At 30.1% G+C, this 17,293-nt stretch carries 9 protein-coding genes and 1 tRNA gene; 9 read left to right on the top strand and 1 reads right to left on the bottom strand.

Annotated elements, in window-relative coordinates; all coding sequences use genetic code 4:
• The first annotated feature begins 23 nt into the window (after positions 1–23).
• Both ACM0L0_RS02985 and pip read left to right on the top strand, forming a co-directional pair.
• The gene (locus ACM0L0_RS02985; protein ID WP_416738493.1) at positions 24–1,085 is read left to right on the top strand and encodes a M24 family metallopeptidase; all 1,062 of its coding nucleotides are present in this window, start codon (positions 24–26) and stop codon (positions 1,083–1,085) included.
• Positions 1,069–2,019 carry a prolyl aminopeptidase gene (pip, locus tag ACM0L0_RS02980; protein WP_416738492.1) on the top strand — a complete coding sequence of 317 codons (951 nt, stop codon included), beginning with the start codon at positions 1,069–1,071 and terminating at the stop codon, positions 2,017–2,019. The genes ACM0L0_RS02985 and pip overlap by 17 nt, the downstream gene beginning before the upstream one ends.
• Before the next feature lie 74 nt (positions 2,020–2,093).
• Here the strand turns inward: pip and ACM0L0_RS02975 are convergent, their stop codons facing one another.
• Positions 2,094–8,168: an MGA_1079 family surface serine endopeptidase gene (locus tag ACM0L0_RS02975; protein WP_416738491.1), complete on the bottom strand. Its 6,075-nt coding sequence runs from the start codon at positions 8,166–8,168 to the stop codon at positions 2,094–2,096.
• A gap of 315 nt (positions 8,169–8,483) precedes the next feature.
• Between ACM0L0_RS02975 and ACM0L0_RS02970 the strand changes: the two genes are divergently transcribed.
• From ACM0L0_RS02970 to ACM0L0_RS02940, 7 genes are all read left to right on the top strand, one after another.
• Complete coding sequence (locus ACM0L0_RS02970; protein WP_416738490.1) at positions 8,484–9,671, top strand: phosphopentomutase; 1,188 nt, start codon at positions 8,484–8,486, stop codon at positions 9,669–9,671.
• Between the two features lie 133 nt (positions 9,672–9,804).
• Positions 9,805–10,788: a LacI family DNA-binding transcriptional regulator gene (locus ACM0L0_RS02965; protein ID WP_416738489.1), complete on the top strand. Its 984-nt coding sequence runs from the start codon at positions 9,805–9,807 to the stop codon at positions 10,786–10,788.
• Positions 10,789–10,907: 119 nt separating this feature from the next.
• A complete protein-coding gene (gadC, locus tag ACM0L0_RS02960; protein ID WP_416738488.1) occupies positions 10,908–12,794 on the top strand; it encodes a putative glutamine/gamma-aminobutyrate antiporter GadC in 1,887 nt (628 codons plus the stop codon).
• 9 nt (positions 12,795–12,803) lie between these two features.
• Positions 12,804–13,742 (top strand): glutaminase A, encoded by a 939-nt coding sequence (glsA, locus tag ACM0L0_RS02955; protein ID WP_416738487.1) that lies wholly within the window; start codon positions 12,804–12,806, stop codon positions 13,740–13,742.
• Between the two features lie 11 nt (positions 13,743–13,753).
• Entirely contained in the window at positions 13,754–15,142 is a 1,389-nt protein-coding gene (locus ACM0L0_RS02950) for a glutamate decarboxylase (RefSeq protein ID WP_416738486.1), read from the top strand.
• Between the two features lie 102 nt (positions 15,143–15,244).
• A tRNA-Arg gene (locus ACM0L0_RS02945) sits at positions 15,245–15,321 on the top strand.
• 139 nt (positions 15,322–15,460) lie between these two features.
• The gene (locus ACM0L0_RS02940; protein ID WP_416738485.1) at positions 15,461–17,287 is read left to right on the top strand and encodes an ABC transporter ATP-binding protein; all 1,827 of its coding nucleotides are present in this window, start codon (positions 15,461–15,463) and stop codon (positions 17,285–17,287) included.
• The last annotated feature ends 6 nt before the right edge of the window (positions 17,288–17,293 follow it).

Below are 17,293 nucleotides of genomic sequence, written 5' to 3'. Positions count from 1 at the left end.
TTAATAAATTAAGGAGATTTTTTATGAATAAGAAAAAATTAAATGAAATGTTTGAACAAACAGGAGTAGAAGTTTTAATTTCAGAAGCTCCTCAAACAAGATTATGATATGCTGGTGTTCAAACTACAGATGGATTTATTGCAATTGAAAAAGATAAAGCTACATTATTTGTTGATGGAAGATATATTGAATACTGCAGAAACAATGCTAAAAATGTTGATGTAGTTTTAATTAAAGGAAATTCATTAGCAGAATGATTTAAAAAGAGAAATTACAAGAAGATCGCTTTAGAAAAAAATTATTTAACTAAAGAAGTTCAAGATCGTATTGTAAGAATGGTAAATCCAGAAGAAATTAAATGAGTTGATGCTCAAGCATTAAGAGTTCTTAAATCAAAAGATGAATTAAAAATAATGCAAGAAGTAATCGATATATCACTTTCTGCTTTAGAAGAATTCAAATCATGAGTAAAACCTGGAGTTACAGAAAAAGAAGCTGGAGCTTACTTAAACTTCTTACTTAAAAAACATGGTGGAGACAAAGAAGGGTTTGATGAAATTATCGCAACTGCATCATCATCAGCTGAACCTCACCACCACACAACAGATAAAAAATTAGAAGAAGGTTGTTTATTAAAAGTTGACTTTGGTGCTAGATACAAGGGATATACAGCTGATATAACAAGAACATGAATTTTAGGTGGTGAAGATAAAGTTAAAGATCCTAAAGCACTTGAAATCTTAAATATTGTTAAAGAAGCAGCTGCTGCAGGTAGAGCAAGTGTTAAACCTGGAATGAAAGCAAGCGATGTTGATAAAGTTTGTCGTGAATACATTAAAGCTAAAGGATACGGTGAATACTTTGTTCACTCAACAGGTCATGGATTAGGAATTGATGTGCATGAATGACCATCAATTTCACCAATGTCAGAATGAATTTTGGAACCTGGAATGATTTTAACAGTTGAACCTGGAATTTATATTGAAGGTCTAGGTGGAGCTAGAATTGAAGATGATGTTTTAGTTACTGAAAAAGGTCACTACGTATTCTCAAGACAAGAAGAAAACAATGAAACTATATTCTAATATTGAACCTTATGAATCAGGATACTTACAAGTAGACAATATCCACAAACTTTATTATGAAGTAAGTGGAAATCCTAATGGGCAAGCTGTATTCTTCTTCCATGGTGGTCCAGGAGGAAGCACATCTGCTAAATGTAGAAGATTCTTTGATCCTGAATTTTACAAAATTGTTTTATTTGACCAACGTGGTGCTGGAAAGTCATTGCCATACTGTGAATTAAAAAATAATACTACTGATCAACTTGTAGAAGATGTGGAAAAATTACGTAAGCATCTTAATTTAGGTAAAGTTGTAATATTGGGTGGATCATGAGGTAGCACACTTGCTATGTGCTATGCAATTAAATATGCTAACAATATTAAAGCTTTAATTTTACGTGGAGTCTTTTTAGCTAGACAAGAAGACATTGATTTCTTATATGAAAAAGGTGCAGATGTCTTTTATCCAGATTATTTTGCAAAATATAAAGCTTTTGTGCAAAATGAAAAAGGAAATAGTATTTTAGAAAAATATTACAACTTGCTTATAGGCAAAGATGAAAATAAACGTAAACAAGCAGCTGATTTATTTGCTAATTGAGAATCCGAAGTTGTATCAATTAATAAAGCTAAATTAAAACCAAATTATAAACATGACTATCAAATAGCTTTATTAGAATCACACTATTTTATGCATAATTCATTTTTCCCAAATGATAATTACATTTTAGATAACATTGATAAATTTAAAGATATTCGTACAATTATTGTACATGGACGTCAAGATATTGATACTCGCCCAATTGGAGCTTGATTAGTTTCACAAAAACTTACAAATGTTGATTTACATTTAGTAGATGGTGCTGGACATACTCAATGAGATGCTAGAAACCAAGCTTTACTTGTGGATGCAAGTGAAACAATTAAAGAAGAAATAAAAGCTGGAAAATTATAATTACAATCTATCCCAATCTATGGGATAGATTTTTATATAAAAACAACACCCTGAAATAGGGTGTTTTTGTATTTTTATTTAGTTCATTTTTTAAAGAATCATGGAATATCATAAAGGTCTGGATCAAATGCATTCATACGCATAATGTTCCGTGCCATTGAATGGTAATTTAATTGATCTAATGGATTAGTTCCTTCTTCATTTACTCCGTAGAAGTTAAATGATTCTTTACCAGTATTATATGCACCATTTTTACCAACTAATAGTCATAATGGTCCACCAGAGTTGATTGTAGTTACATATTCACCATTATTATTCATAACACCTGTTCCTGAGTTACCAGCATTATAGTAAGTAGGTTCATAAGGGGTTTGTTTTCTGAAACTATCTACCTCATAGCCACGTTCATCACGGTGAATAATATAAGTTGATTGTTTTCCATATGGGAAACCATTAAATAATCCATGTTGCACATTTTTATTTCTATTTGGAGATTCATTATTTAGAAATGGTAAGTAGTTAAGGTTTTTGAGGTTAAATCAATTTTGATATCATGCTGCTGTTTGATATTTACCATCAGCTTTTAAGTTTTTAATCATAGGGTTAATATCAAAAATAATTAAAGAAACATCTAAAAATCTATTTGTTTCAAGTATACCTGTTTTAAAGACTTGAGTTCTAGGATCAAAGTTTGAAGATAGTCCTATTTGATTTATACCTGATCAAACAACTTGAGCTTTAGTACCTTGTGTATATAATCCATCTCAGTAACTAAATCCTGCATTAACATTGTTGCCAAAATCTAATCCAGCAATGGTTGGAGTAGTTCCAGCATTTAATGTGCTCTTTTCAGGGGTTAGGTTGTTTTTATCATTATTAATAACGTGGTGGTTGGTTAAAATGTAAAATCTACCATCATTTGGATCTGAATTTACTTTTGCTACCATCATTGCACTACCATAGTTCATTGCAAATGATCTTGACATTAAGTCCTTAGCCACAGGAGAAGTAGCAACATAAGAACGATTTAGATATTCATTATTAAATTTATATCCATCTTGTAGTTTATAACTTAACATTTGGTTAGGGTTATATTTAAATGGATCGCTAAATGAATCTTTGTTTGATAAAACAATAGGCATGTTTTCTTGTGTATAATCCATATTTTTGTAGCTAATTACATTAGTTGAATTTGCATTTCCAAAATCTTCATTAGCAACATTATTGATATATTCATAAGTAATGTTACCTGCGAAATAATCAAAGAAGAAAGCTTCATTTGCATCAAATTTATTTTGTAAATGATTAGGAACAAAGAAGAATGGAGGTTGATATAAGGAAGCTACTGGATTGTTTTGAACAATCTTGTAATTTGGATTATCTAGTCCAAATTCAAAGTGCATCCCATCTTCTTGTAATGTCACTGTCATTGTATAGGCGATTGATAATGGTGTTCCATTGCCATTTGGACGAACAGGATCAGTAGTTTGTTTAATTACTGCTTTGCCTTTTGTTTTTAAATCATTGTAATTAAATGAAAGTCAAATTCCGCCAGGTCTTCCATCTGTAAATCCATAAACTCTTGCATAACTTAATGAGTCTAAGAACTTAATATTAGCGTCTAAATGAATTTTAACTTTTGCTTGTTTATTATCTTGATCAAGAATTGGTTTAAAGTATTTATTTGGTAAAGTGTATTCGATTTTACCAGTAGTTTTATTAAGTAATCAGTAGTTATCTCTAGCAGTAATTTCATTACCTCTGACTCTTAAAACATCGCCATTAGAACGCACAATTTTTTTCATTTTTTGGTTAAATGGTAGTTTTAAAAGTTCATCATCGCTATATGAAACATCTGTTGCATTTGGATTTGCTCTAAATCCTGAAACTTCATATCAAACATCACCTATATATTTTCTGCCCCCTACTTCTGGTCTTTGTTGATAAGCGATACGAATCATTGCACGACCATTTTTATCATCAACCATTTGTACATCTGCAATACTAAAGTTTTGAGGATATAATGAGTATCCTTTATAAGATGGCACACGTACATTTAATGATCATAATGATGAAGTCTTATTTTTGACATTTTGAGCAAATTCAGAAGGCAATATGCCTGCTATACTAGAAAATGATAAATTATCATTTGAAATTTTATTTAGCATAATTTCAGGGTAAAATTCATCAGCAAAATCATTTTTTAGATTTCTTAAAGTAATTTCACCAGTTGTATAACGATCATTTCAATTTCACTTATTAATAAATCCAACCTTAAAAGTCATGCTTGAAACTCTATGTCTTTGGTTATATGATGCCTTTACATCATAATAGTAAACAAAATAGCTGCCAAGTAATGAGTTAGGGTCAACTGTATGGGCTTGGTCACTTGGATTTGCAATATTATTAGTATTTGGTTGAGTTGGAGCACTTGGACCTTTATCCACTTGGTCATAGCCATTATTGTCAAATTTACCATTGTTGTTTTCGGCTGCTTTTTCACCCTTAAATTTAAATAAATAATTTAATTTGTCAAAAGCTTGTTCTTCCATTAATGTGTTGGCATCAAAAACTCTTTTACCAAAAAGGGTTTGATATTCAAAATTATGTGAATTAATTAACGCAATTTTATCTTTCACTTGTTGATTTGAACCAACAGATGCAAAGTCCTCTGCAGTAAATCATGCTTTATTATTTTTAGGTTTGATATCTGTATAACGTAATGGTCTAAAGAAATTTAACTTAAATTCAGGTGATTTAAGTAAATTATTGTTGACAACTTGTCCATTTAAGGTTACTGCAAAACGAATATTTGCACTTCCTGCTACATTATCCACTTTGTAATTTTTAGGATCACTAACATCAAAAATTATTTTATATTTTCCAAATGTAGGTAAGGTGTAAAGTTCGTTTAATTTAGCAACACCTTCCCCGGCATAAAAGTTAGAGTGTGTAACTTTTGGATCCTTAATAGTAGCTTTGGATAAAATTTCGTTTGTTTTCTTTAAGTAGTCAGATAATTGGAAGATTTCTAAATTATCTTGGTAATTTTTAGCTCCATTTGCAGTTTGTATTTTTAAGTCATAAATAAATGGTTCTTTATTTGGACCTGTAAATTTAACCTTGAATGTTGCTGCATGCATACGATCATTATAAACAAAGATATTGCTTTGTGAATAGTTAATTAATTCTCAATTGTTATATCCTTCAAGAGATAAGTTAACAGCATTATGCAATGCATTTTGAAGTAATTGCATTTTTTGAGGATTATTAACACCACTATATCTGCTTGGGAGATTTTGTGTAGACATTAGGTTTTCTACATATGTTCAATCATTTGCATTAAATCCTGTGGTTGAGTTTGGATCTTGTCTATAAAGAGCTCTAATAAAGAGTTGTGCGATTGCATATAATAAATTATTAGGTTGATTATTTTTAAAGTAAGGGTTATTTGATAATGAGTTTTGAATAGAAACGCGAACTTTACGGTTCAATGGATTTTGGAAACTTGGTGATTGTTTACTTGTTAAAGTAAGAGTTTTAATAGTTTGTTGCTTATATTTAATAGTTACTTGCAAAGTAAATTTATTATTAGTAAATTGAACTGAGTTTGGTACTAATTGGTAAGTAAAGTATTGTTCAATTTTTGCTTCTTTAGGGGTAATTTGAGCTAAAAAGTTTTCATTTAAATGAGTTGTGAAATCATCTTGGTATTGACTGTTAATAGCATTGTAATTAATGTTGTATAAATCTTCAATATTGCTGTAATTGATACTGTTAATTTTAGCTGTTAGCTTAGTTGGAAATTCAACATTTTTTAAGATATAAGTAGAAGTGTTTTGGGATACTAAATTATATTTAACTTGTAATAGATCAAAATTATCTGGATTTAATTGAAATTCTTTTGATGAAATTGTAATTTCATTATTTTTGTTAGTTTGCAGTAAGTAAAGATCAAAGTTTTTTGAATTAATAGAAGCACTATTTACATTTAAATCATATCCTTTATCACCTGCTGTAGCTTTAGGATTTAAAATTAGGTTAATTGCATTTTGTCCTTGTTCCTTAAGTTGAATAACATTAGCCGGATACTGAGACAATATTTCAGTGGATAAATTTTGCACAGATTGAAATGCTTGAGCTTTTTGTGACTCTGATAATGAAGCGAAAGTTTCTGGTGTGATTAATAATTTAGATTGATATGTAGTTGCTTGATTGTGAGTTGAAGGCAATGCAAGTAGACGTTTAATAAGATTATTAACATCATTGTATGCAGTCTCATATGAATTACCCACTGTTTGTTGATATTGTTTTTTAAATTCAGCAACATTTAAATCAAAGGCTTGCTTGATATCATTTATTTGAGATTCAGATAAGATTTTTCCTTGTTTAAAATTATTTTCAAAAGAACTTATAATGCTTTGAGCAAGACTTGTAAGTTGTTGATTTAAGCCTGTGTGAGTTGCTAATCAGGTTTTAAATTCAGCATCATAATTAATTGCATTGGCTTCTAGTGTAATTGCTGCAAAATTATTTTCAGCTTTTTGTAATTCAGTAGATATTGCAGATACATTTTGAGCAGAAAGATCATAATCTAGTTTTACATTAGATTGAATTAATCCTAATAATTCAGGATAATTTCCATATTTGACTTTAAAATTAGCTACTTTAGAATTTAAAGCTTCTATTCTTTGTTTTAATTTATTGATTTGAGCCTTGCTTGAATCACCTTCAGAAATAGCGCGATCATATAAATCACTTAATTTTGTAATATCACTAAGTATGTTTGCTAAGTTATTATTTGTTATATCGTTTTGTGACTTAGTAATTGTGGATTTTATTTCTTCTTTTGTCTCTTTTGAAACATTTGACAATATTTCTTCGGTAAATAAATTTATTTTATTTTTTAAAGAAGTTATTGTGTTACTTAAGGCAGTGTGACATGCTTGTAAGAATTTTTCTTTTAACTCATTAGCTGAATTTGCTAATTCTTGGTATTGTTGCTCAGAAATATTATTAGATAAGATATTTTGATTCAATGTAGCTATTAAATTATTTAGGTCACTGGCATTAACTAAGTCATTTTTTACATAAAAGTTATTTTGAGTTAGAACACTTTGTAAACTCAATAATAATGTTTGATATTGATTTTTTAAAGCTTTTAAATTTTGATCTTGAATTATTGATAATAAATTAGTTATTTTGCTTTGGTCAAGTAATAATTGTTCAAGATTTTTTGTCTCAATATCTTTAACAGCTTTCAAAATAGCTTGAGATATTTCTTGCTTTAATGCTTCTTGCATGTTTAATGTATTAACTGAAGCAAGAGTAGTTTTTAAAGCAGTTACTTTCTCAACAAGCTTGTTTAATGCAACCTCTGCTTCTTTGTTAAATGCTTGAATTGCTAATTGTACTTTAGAAGTTGAATCAGCTACTTCTTGCGTTGAAATATCAGCTTGATGATTAAGTTGTAATAATTCATCTTTAAGTTCATTTAAAGCATTTGCATTAACTAGTGAATTGCTTAAATAAATTCTCTTATTTGCAAGAGCATCATCAATTTGACTTATTAATGTATTTATTTCATTATGAGCAGCAGAACTTGTTTCTCTAGCTACCTGAGCTAATAAATCTTGTAATGTTTTTTGATCTTGCAATAATTGATCAACATTTTTTAATTCTAAATCTGATGTAGCTTTTTGGGTTGCAACCCGAATTTGGTTTAATAATTCAATTCCTGTGTGTTCAGAATTTAGCACACTTAATTTAGCAACTAAATTTTTAATTGAGCTAACTAAATTGTCTTGAGCAGTTGTGACTTGTTTTTTAAATATTTGCAATTCATTTGCGATTTTTGAACTTAAGTCATCATATTGAGCTTTTGTAATATTTTTTAAACTTAGATATTGGTCAATTTGATTAATTAAATCATTTAGTTTAACACCACTTACTAAATTATTGCTAATAAAACTAGCTGAAGAATTCAATTCTAATTGAATTTGTTCTTTATCTAATTTTAGTTGAATTTGATATGCATTGTCTTTATCTTGGACAGGTGCGCTTTGATCTGTACAACTTGCTGCTAGCAGAGCTAAAGAAGAAGCACTAGCTAATATTGTGATATTTTTTATTAAATTTCTCTTTCTCATTTTTTCACCCCTTTTGTTGTTTTTATATAAAAAGTTAATTTAAACTAAAGATAAACTACTTATATACATTTTTTATAACTATTATATATGCAAATTAAGTTACTTAATTATTTTTTTATTTCTAAGTTTATAGGTTAATTTTATTTAGGTTATTCCTAAATAATAAGTATCTAAAACAAATAAAGCAAAATGTGGAATATATTTCTCATTTTTAGGAATTTTTTTCCTTAATATTAGTTATAGAATAATAAAAAAAGTTTTAAAATAATATCGATGTTATTAATTGAAATAACGTCCACTTATAAAGGAGAAAATATGGCTAAATTTAGACGTGTGTTTATGATCGTTACAGATGGTCTAGGAATCGGACCAGATAAAGACCAAAAACGTTTTGGTGACGATGGTGCAAACACAATTAGATCTGCTTCAATGGTAGAAGAATTCAAAATCGATACATGAAAAAAACTTGGAATTGGTAACATTACTAATTTAAATGGAAATTACCATGTTAAACAACCAATGGCTTACATGGCTAAAGTTCAAGAAGTGTCAAATGCTAAAGATACATTAGCAGGACACTGAGAAATGATGGGAATTAAAACATTAGTACCTTTCCCTACATTTACAGAAACAGGATTCCCACAAGACTTAGTTGATGAATTATCAAAAGCATTCGATGGTAGAAAAATCCTTGCTAATAAATCAGGTTCAGGAACAGAAATGATTTCTGAATATGCACAAGAACAAAAAGAAAATGGTGGAATCATTGTTTATACATCAATGGACTCTGTTTTACAAATTGCTGCTCACGAAGAATGAGTTGGATTAGAAAACTTATACAGATATGCAAAAGCTGCTCGTGAAATTTGTTCATCACGTCCAGAATGAAACGTAGGAAGAATTATTGCTCGTCCATTCGTTGGTGATAACGGAGAATACACAAGAACATTCAATCGTCATGACTATGCAAACAAACCAAGAGAAATGATTTTAAACGAATTACAAGCAAAAGGTGTTGAAGTTATTTCAGTTGGAAAAATTAATGACATTTTCGTAGGTCAAGGAATTACAAAACACTACCCAAGTGGTTCAGATGCTAAAGGACTTGACATTACAATTGAATTAGCTGAACAAGATGGTGAAAACCAATTTATCTTCACAAACTTAGTTCAATTCGACTCACACTACGGACACAGAAGAGATGTTCACGGATATGCACAAAACATTTCTGACTTAGACGTTAAACTTGGAAAATTAATCAACGCAATGCGTGAAGATGACTTATTAATTATGACAAGTGATCACGGAAATGACCCATTATATCCAGGATTCAACCACACAAGAGAATTCTTACCAGCTACAATTTATTCAAAATCATTCAAATCACCTAGAGTATTACCTAACTTTACAGGTTTAGGAACACTTGGAAACATCGTAGCAAGAAACTTCGGTGCTGACATCATTACTGAAACAGGTGACGATGTATTTGAAGAATTAGTATAATTTAAAAATATTTTATTTCACACTACAAATAATGCACAGTAGTGTGATTTTTTATTTAACTTTTAAAAACGTTAATAATTGTAAAAAAGTGCTGATGTGGAACAAAATTTCCACAAAATGCTATAATACAAATATGAGTGAAGCTAAAAAAAATAAACAAATTTCTTACAAAGACATATCTTCAATAGCTAATGTGTCAATTTCAACTATCAGTAGATATTACAATGGTGGCTATGTTTCAGGCAAAACAAAACGTAAAATTGCATCTGTAGTTAAAGAATATGAATATGTTCCTAATCATGGAGCTAGAATGATTAGGGGTAAAGATAATTCTATTTTTGTTATTGCTCCTATCTTTGGAAGTAACATTTATCAACACATTATAAATGGGATTATTGCAGCATGTTCAAAAAGTAATAAGAGGGTTATTACAACTTATACAAACCCTTCAACACAAGAATACATAGATACAATTAAATACATTTTGTCATGAAGACCTACATCATTAGTAATTTTCGTACCAGAATATGATGAAGTTTTATTTAGTTATTTAAAATCAATTGATGGAATTGCTATTGTCGTTTATGGATACCAAATTGATGGATTAAGTTGAATTGCACCTAATGAAGTGCAAGGATTTTATGATGTCACAGTCGACTTATACAATCAACTACCAAAAGAAGACAATAAGATTTTATTCTTAGAAGACAAAAAACTTTTAAGTCGTCAAAAAGACAAGAGATATGAAGGATTCTTACAAGCTTGTGCCAAACTTGGTATTAGTCATTCAAAATATGAAATCAGTACAAGAAAACAAGAAAGTGAAGTTAAGGATCTTGTCCGTTTTGCACAAAAACACCATTTCTCAAATATCGTTTGTTCAACCCATGACTCATTTATCTCACTTATAGCACTTGCTAATAATACTTTTAGATTAACTGATATCGGATATCAATCGATTTATGACAACTTGAATGTATACAAGAGCAAAATTTTTGTTGATTATCCTTTAATTGGACTTGAAATCGAAAAAATGATTGTTGAGCAAAGAGAAACTAAAATGAAACAACAAAAAGAAATTGATTTGAAATTAATTTCAGATTACAAAAAAAATTAAAATATATCTAAAATGTGGGCTTATCCACATTTTTTCATACCATCTAGCTTGACTTGAAAAAGTTTATAATATTTATATGGCAAAGATAGCTGTCATAATATTATCTAAAGGAGGAACACTTGTTTAAATTTAAGTCAAAAAATTCTGCAGATTCCCAACCAGTTGCTGGTGGGAAACCTAAACAAAAATCAACTAAAGCTTTAAGTTTATTAAGCTTAGTGTTAATGAATATAGTTGCTGTAGTAAGTCTTAGAGGTTTACCAGCAGAAGCAGAATATGGTCTTGGATCAATTTTCTACTATATTTTTGCTGCTATTTTCTTCTTAATACCTGTGGCACTTGTGGCTGCAGAACTAGCTTCCACTTATACAGAAAAAGGTGGAGTATTTAGATGGGTTGGAGAAGCATTTGGACCAAAACTTGCTTTCTTATCCATGTTCTTATTATGAGCAGAGGTAACAATATGATTCCCAACTGCTCTTACTTTTGGTGCTGTATCATTGGCTTATTTGGCCCCGGACACGCAAATAGCCAAGGATATTGCAAATAATAAAGTATTTGTTTTAATAATTGTTCTTGTTATTTATTGATTAGCTACAATTCTTTCTTCATTTGGAACAAAAGCTTTTGCTAGAGTTGCAAAATGAGGCGGAATAATTGGAACAATTATCCCTGTTGTTATTTTGATCGGATTTGGGTTTGCTTACATCATTGCAGGAAACCCATCTCAAACAACTATGAATCCTTCAGATCTTATACCTGCATTCAAAGGATTTGACTCTTTAGTGCTTGCTGCTAGCGTTTTCCTATTTTATGCTGGTATGGAGATGAATGCTATCCACGTAACTGAAATTAATAATCCAAAAAGAAATTATCCAATAGCTATCTTAATTTCTTCATTGGTAACTGTTTTAATTTTTGTTCTTGGTACTCTTGCAATTTCATTCCTTTTACCTAAGGATGATATCAACCTTACTCAAGGACTATTAGTTACTTATATTAAAGCCTTCACGTGAGCTGGTGTCCCTTGAATGGCACCAATATTAGCTGCGATGTTAGCTATTGGAGTACTTGCTGGAATTGTTACATGAGTATCTGGACCAAGTGCTGGTATGTTAGTAGTTGGTAAAGCTGGTTACTTACCAAGATGATTCCAAAAAACAAATAAAAAAGGTATTCCAACTCATTTATTATTAATTCAAGGACTTATTGTAACTGTATTATCTGTATTATTTGTGGTACTACCATCAGTACAAGCTGCTTACCAAATTTTAAGTCAATTAACTGTTATCTTATACTTAATTATGTATATCTTAATGTTTTCAGCAGCCATTTATTTACGTTATTCACAACCAAATCGACCTAGACCTTATAAGATACCAGGCCCTAAAAACATTGGTATGTGAATAGTTGCTGGACTTGGTCTTATTGGCTCATTACTAGCATTTATTGTAAGTTTTGCACCACCAAGCCAAATTTCAGTTGGTAGCCCAATAGCATATGTTGCTATATTACTTGTGGTTTCAATTGTATTCTGTGTAATTCCATTTATTATTTATGCTTTAAGAAAACCACACTGAGTTGATGAAAATTCTGATTTTGCTCCTTTCACATGAGAACTTGAAGGAACACATCCAGGTATTATTAATCATTCAAATTCAGGAAGCAGTGAATTAGCCAAAACATATTTTGACAATAAAGTAAAAGGTGATTTCCAAGCCTTTGAGACAGATGTACAAAGAAAAATTAAAGAATTAGAAACATATATTAGCAAACGTGAAGAATTACTCTTAGCCAAAATTGGTAAAGAAAGTCTAGCTTACGAAATGGCTGAAAGTAAAATCTTAAATAAAATTGAAAAAGAAAACGACAAAACTTTAAAAACAATTTCTAAAGCACATGATTCAGTAGTAAAAGTTTTAGACCTAAAAGATAGTGATAAAAATAATCCTACTGCTGTAAGTGCTCCTGAAGTATCTAATAATAATACAGATACAGCAAAATAAAGAGTTTATATGATTGATAAAAAACTAATTGAGCAAACATTAAAAGAATCTTATCTTAAATATAAAGATCACCAAGAAGGCAAAAATGCAAGCTATATTCCATTCTTAGCGAATGTACCTTCGAAATTATGTGGTGCTACAGTAGTAACTGTAGATGGTGATGTATTTAGTTATGGAGACGATTCTTATCCATTTGCTATTGAATCAATTTCTAAAGTTTGCACCTTAGCACTTGCTTTAGAAGAAACTGATGGACAAACAGTTAGAGAGAAGATTGGTACCAGCCCAACTGGTTTACCATTTAATTCAGTAATTGCTTTAGAATTACATAAAGACAAACCATTATCACCATTAGTAAATGCTGGTGCGATGGCTACAACAAGTTTAATTAAAGCTAATGATAAAAATGAAAGATGAAATAAAATTTTAGCTTTTCAACAAAAAATGATGTCAGATGATGTAACTCTTTCTCAAGAAGTAAACACATCTGAACAAACAACTAATTTTCATAATCGTGCTATTGCTTGGTTGCTTTATTCAGCTGGACAAATGTATTGTGATCCAATGGAAGCTTGTGAAGTATACACACAACAATGTTCAACATTGGTAACAAGTAAGGACCTAGCTACTTTAGCGGGGACACTTGCTAATAACGGAATTAATCCAATTACTAACCAACATGTTATTTCATCAAAAAATATTCCACATATTTTAGCTGAAATGACTATGGAAGGACTTTACGATAAATCTGGTGATTTTGCCTATTTAGTTGGGCTACCGGGTAAAAGTGGAGTTGGAGGTGGATTAATTGCAGTAGTACCAGGAAAATTAGGAATTGCAGTTTTTAGTCCTCCACTTGATGTTTATGGTAACAGTGTGAGAGGATTTAAGATTATTAAAGATTTTTGTAACAAAATGAAATTTAACTTATATTTAAATGAAAAATAAAGGAGGTACAAATGCCACTACACAAAGTAAAACTAGATAACAATGATAGTATTTTTGGTTCAAGACTTGCTGATATTGAATTACCTAAATACAAAATGCCAGAAAATGAATCTGACCCAGATGTTGTACTAGAAGTTGTTAAAGATGAATTATTTTTAGATGGTAATGCAAGACAAAATTTAGCAACATTTTGTCAAACTTATGAAGAAAAACAAGTTCATGAATTAATGGATTTATCTATTAACAAAAACTTAATTGATAAAGATGAATACCCACAAACAGCAGAAATTGAACAACGTTGTGTATCAATTATTGCGAACTTATGGAATGCTTCAAAAGACGAAGAACCAATTGGAACTTCAGGTATTGGTTCTTCTGAAGCTTGCATGCTTGGAGGAATGGCTTTACTTGAACGTTGAAAAGAAAAACGTAAAGCTGCTGGAAAACCAATTGATAAACCAAACTTAGTTTGTGGTCCAGTCCAAGTTGTTTGAGAAAAATTCTGTCGTTATTGAGATATTGAAATTAGACAAGTCCCAATGGAAGAAGATCGCTTCTACATGGATGCAGACAGCATGCTTAAATATATAGATGAAAATACTATTGGTGTTGTTTCAACTTTTGGTTTAACATTCACAGGAGCTTATGAACCTATTTTTAAACTTTCAAAAGCTCTAGATAAACTTGAAAAAGATACAGGATTAAATGTAGATATGCATATTGATGCAGCTAGTGGTGGATTTTTAGCCCCATTTGTTGCTCCTGAAATAGAATGAGACTTTAGAGTTCCACGTGTTAAATCAATTTCATCTTCAGGACATAAATTTGGACTAGCACCTTTAGGAGCTGGATGAGTTGTTTGAAGAGACAAGAAATTCTTACCTGAAAAATTAGTTTTCCATGTTAACTATTTAGGTGGAGATATGCCAGTATTCCAAATTAACTTCTCAAGACCTGCAGGACAAATAATTTCTCAATACTACTTATTCCTTAGATTAGGAAAAGAAGGATATAGAAAAATTCACCAAAATTGCTACGACACAGCACAATATATCGCAAGTGAAATTGAAAAAATGGGATATTTTGATTTAATTAATGACGGGGATCCAAAACACGGAATACCTGCAACTACATGAAGATTTAAAAAAGACGTTGACCTTGGATTTAATCTTTATGATTTAGCAGAAAAACTTAGAGTTAGAGGATGACAAGTTCCTGCATATTCTATGCCAGCTAATGCACAAAATGTAGTAGTGCAAAGAGCACTAGTTCGTCAAGGATTTGGAAGAGATATGGCTTCAATTTTAATTGAAGATATCAAAAAAGCTATTGAAGAACTTAAAACTCATAAACCTTCAGTTTCATTAGATGAAAAATCTGGTGGATTTAAACATACTTAGAATTAAGATAAATCTCAGCCTTCGGGCTGGGTTTTTTATTCGAAAAAATAAAAAAATAAATACTGCAACTTTTTTAAAAAGTGTGTAAAATATATTTAGCGTGGTCGCGTAGCTCAGCTGGATAGAGCACGAGCCTTCTAAGCTTGTGGTCGGAGGTTCGAATCCTCTCGTGATCGCCATTTTTTTATACCCTTTTTTGGGTAAATTTTCAAAAATTATTACTTTCGCTTTGCTTTTTAGGGCTTACTCTCAATAACATTTTTTATAAAAATGTTATAATATCAAAACAAAATATAGATTATGTAAAAGGGGGTAGAGATGTGAAAAATGTTTAAGATTTTGCCTAGCAAAATAAAAGCACAATTTGGTATTGGGATTTTAATCGTTATTATCAATGTTGCGTTAACAATGATGTTACCTATTTTGCTTTCTCAATTCTTGCCATTAGTGATTCAACCACATAATGATCCAACTAAAGACATTCAGTTAGAGATTTTTAATTATGTTGTGTATTCATCAAAAGACTGACAACAAGTATTTAATACCTTGTTAATAACATTTATTATTGTTTTAGTCTTGGCAGCAAGTACATCATTTGGATATGTACTGATCATAATTTGAGCCGGTGAAAAAGCTTCTAACTTTTATAGAAACACACTATTTAAAAAATATCAAAAATTAAGTCTAAAAGACATAGCACAATTAACTAATGAAAGTTTAATCACTAGAATTAATGATGATGTTGCTGTCTTTTGAGATTTCTTAATTGGTGCTTCAATTTCATTAATTAAGGCACCACTATATATTATTGTCGGGCTAGTATTTGCTTTTATGACAGATGTTAACTTGACATGATCAATTATTGCTGTTATTCCTCTTTTAATCTTTGTGATTGCTTTTATGTTTATTAAAACCAATCCATTGATTAAAAAGAGTAGAAAGAATTTAGATTGAATTACTAAAGAAGTTGACGAATCAATCAATGGTGCAAGATTTATTAAGGCAAACAACTTACAAATGAATCAATATAATAAATTTAGTAAGGCTAATTCAGCTTGATTAAAAACTGAAAGAGCAAGCTTTAAATATTTTGCAATAGGAATGCCTGCATTCTTTGTTATTATCAATACTATTGTTGTTATTATTTATGCTATTGGGAAAGTACAATTAGATGCATTAGCAGCTAGTGATAGTTTAAGAAGTGAAAACGGAGCACAATTAATTGCTAAACTTAATGTGTTTATTGAGTACGAAGTCTTAATTGCACAAGGTATTATTCTCTTCTCACAATTTTTAGGTTCATTTTTCAAAGCTAAAATTTCAGCCGGTAGAATTGTGCAAGTTTTAGATAAAGAATATGATGATTTACATGTTTCTAATGGTCTTATTATTAGTGAACAAAATAATGTAGCAGATTATTCAATTGAATTTAAAAATGTTAACTTTAAATATTTTGAAACTTCTGAAGATTATGCTTTATCAGACATTAACTTTAAGGTAGCAGGTGGACAAACGCTTGGAATTATTGGACCTACAGGTTCAGGAAAAAGTACCATAGCTAACTTAATTGTTAATAATATGAAATACAATGAAGGTAATATCTTAATTAATGGTAAAGAAGTTAGAGATATTAATACAACTAATTTACACCAAAATGTAGGAATAGTATACCAAGAAGCTTTATTATATTCAGGAACTATTCTTTCTAACTTAACTTTCGGAAAAGAAAACGCCACACAAGCAGAAATTGAAAAAGCCTTAAAAGCTTCATGTGCTAATAACTTTATCATGACATTTGAAGACAGACTACAACATCCAGTTGTGCAACGTGGGAAAAACCTTTCAGGTGGACAAAAACAACGTTTATCAATTGCGCGTAGTTTAATTATCGATCCTAAAATCTTAATTTTAGATGACTCAACATCTGCCCTTGATAACATTACAACTAAAGCTTTAATCAAAAACATTAAAGAAGATTACGATTGTACAACTGTTATTATTTCTCAAAAAATTAATTCAATTAAACATGCTGATAAAATTTTGGTCATGGACAGAGGTAAAATTATTGCTCAAGGAACTCATAAAGAGTTATTAGCAAGCTGTCAATGATACAAAGATATCAATACTAACCAATTAGAACAATAGAAAGGA

The organism is Mycoplasma razini (assembly GCF_048076865.1).
In the GTDB taxonomy this organism is placed as follows: Bacteria; Bacillota_I; Bacilli_A; order Mycoplasmatales; family Metamycoplasmataceae; genus Mycoplasmopsis.
Note: the sequence above shows the minus strand (reverse complement) of the source record. Positions and strands in the feature narration are given on the sequence as shown.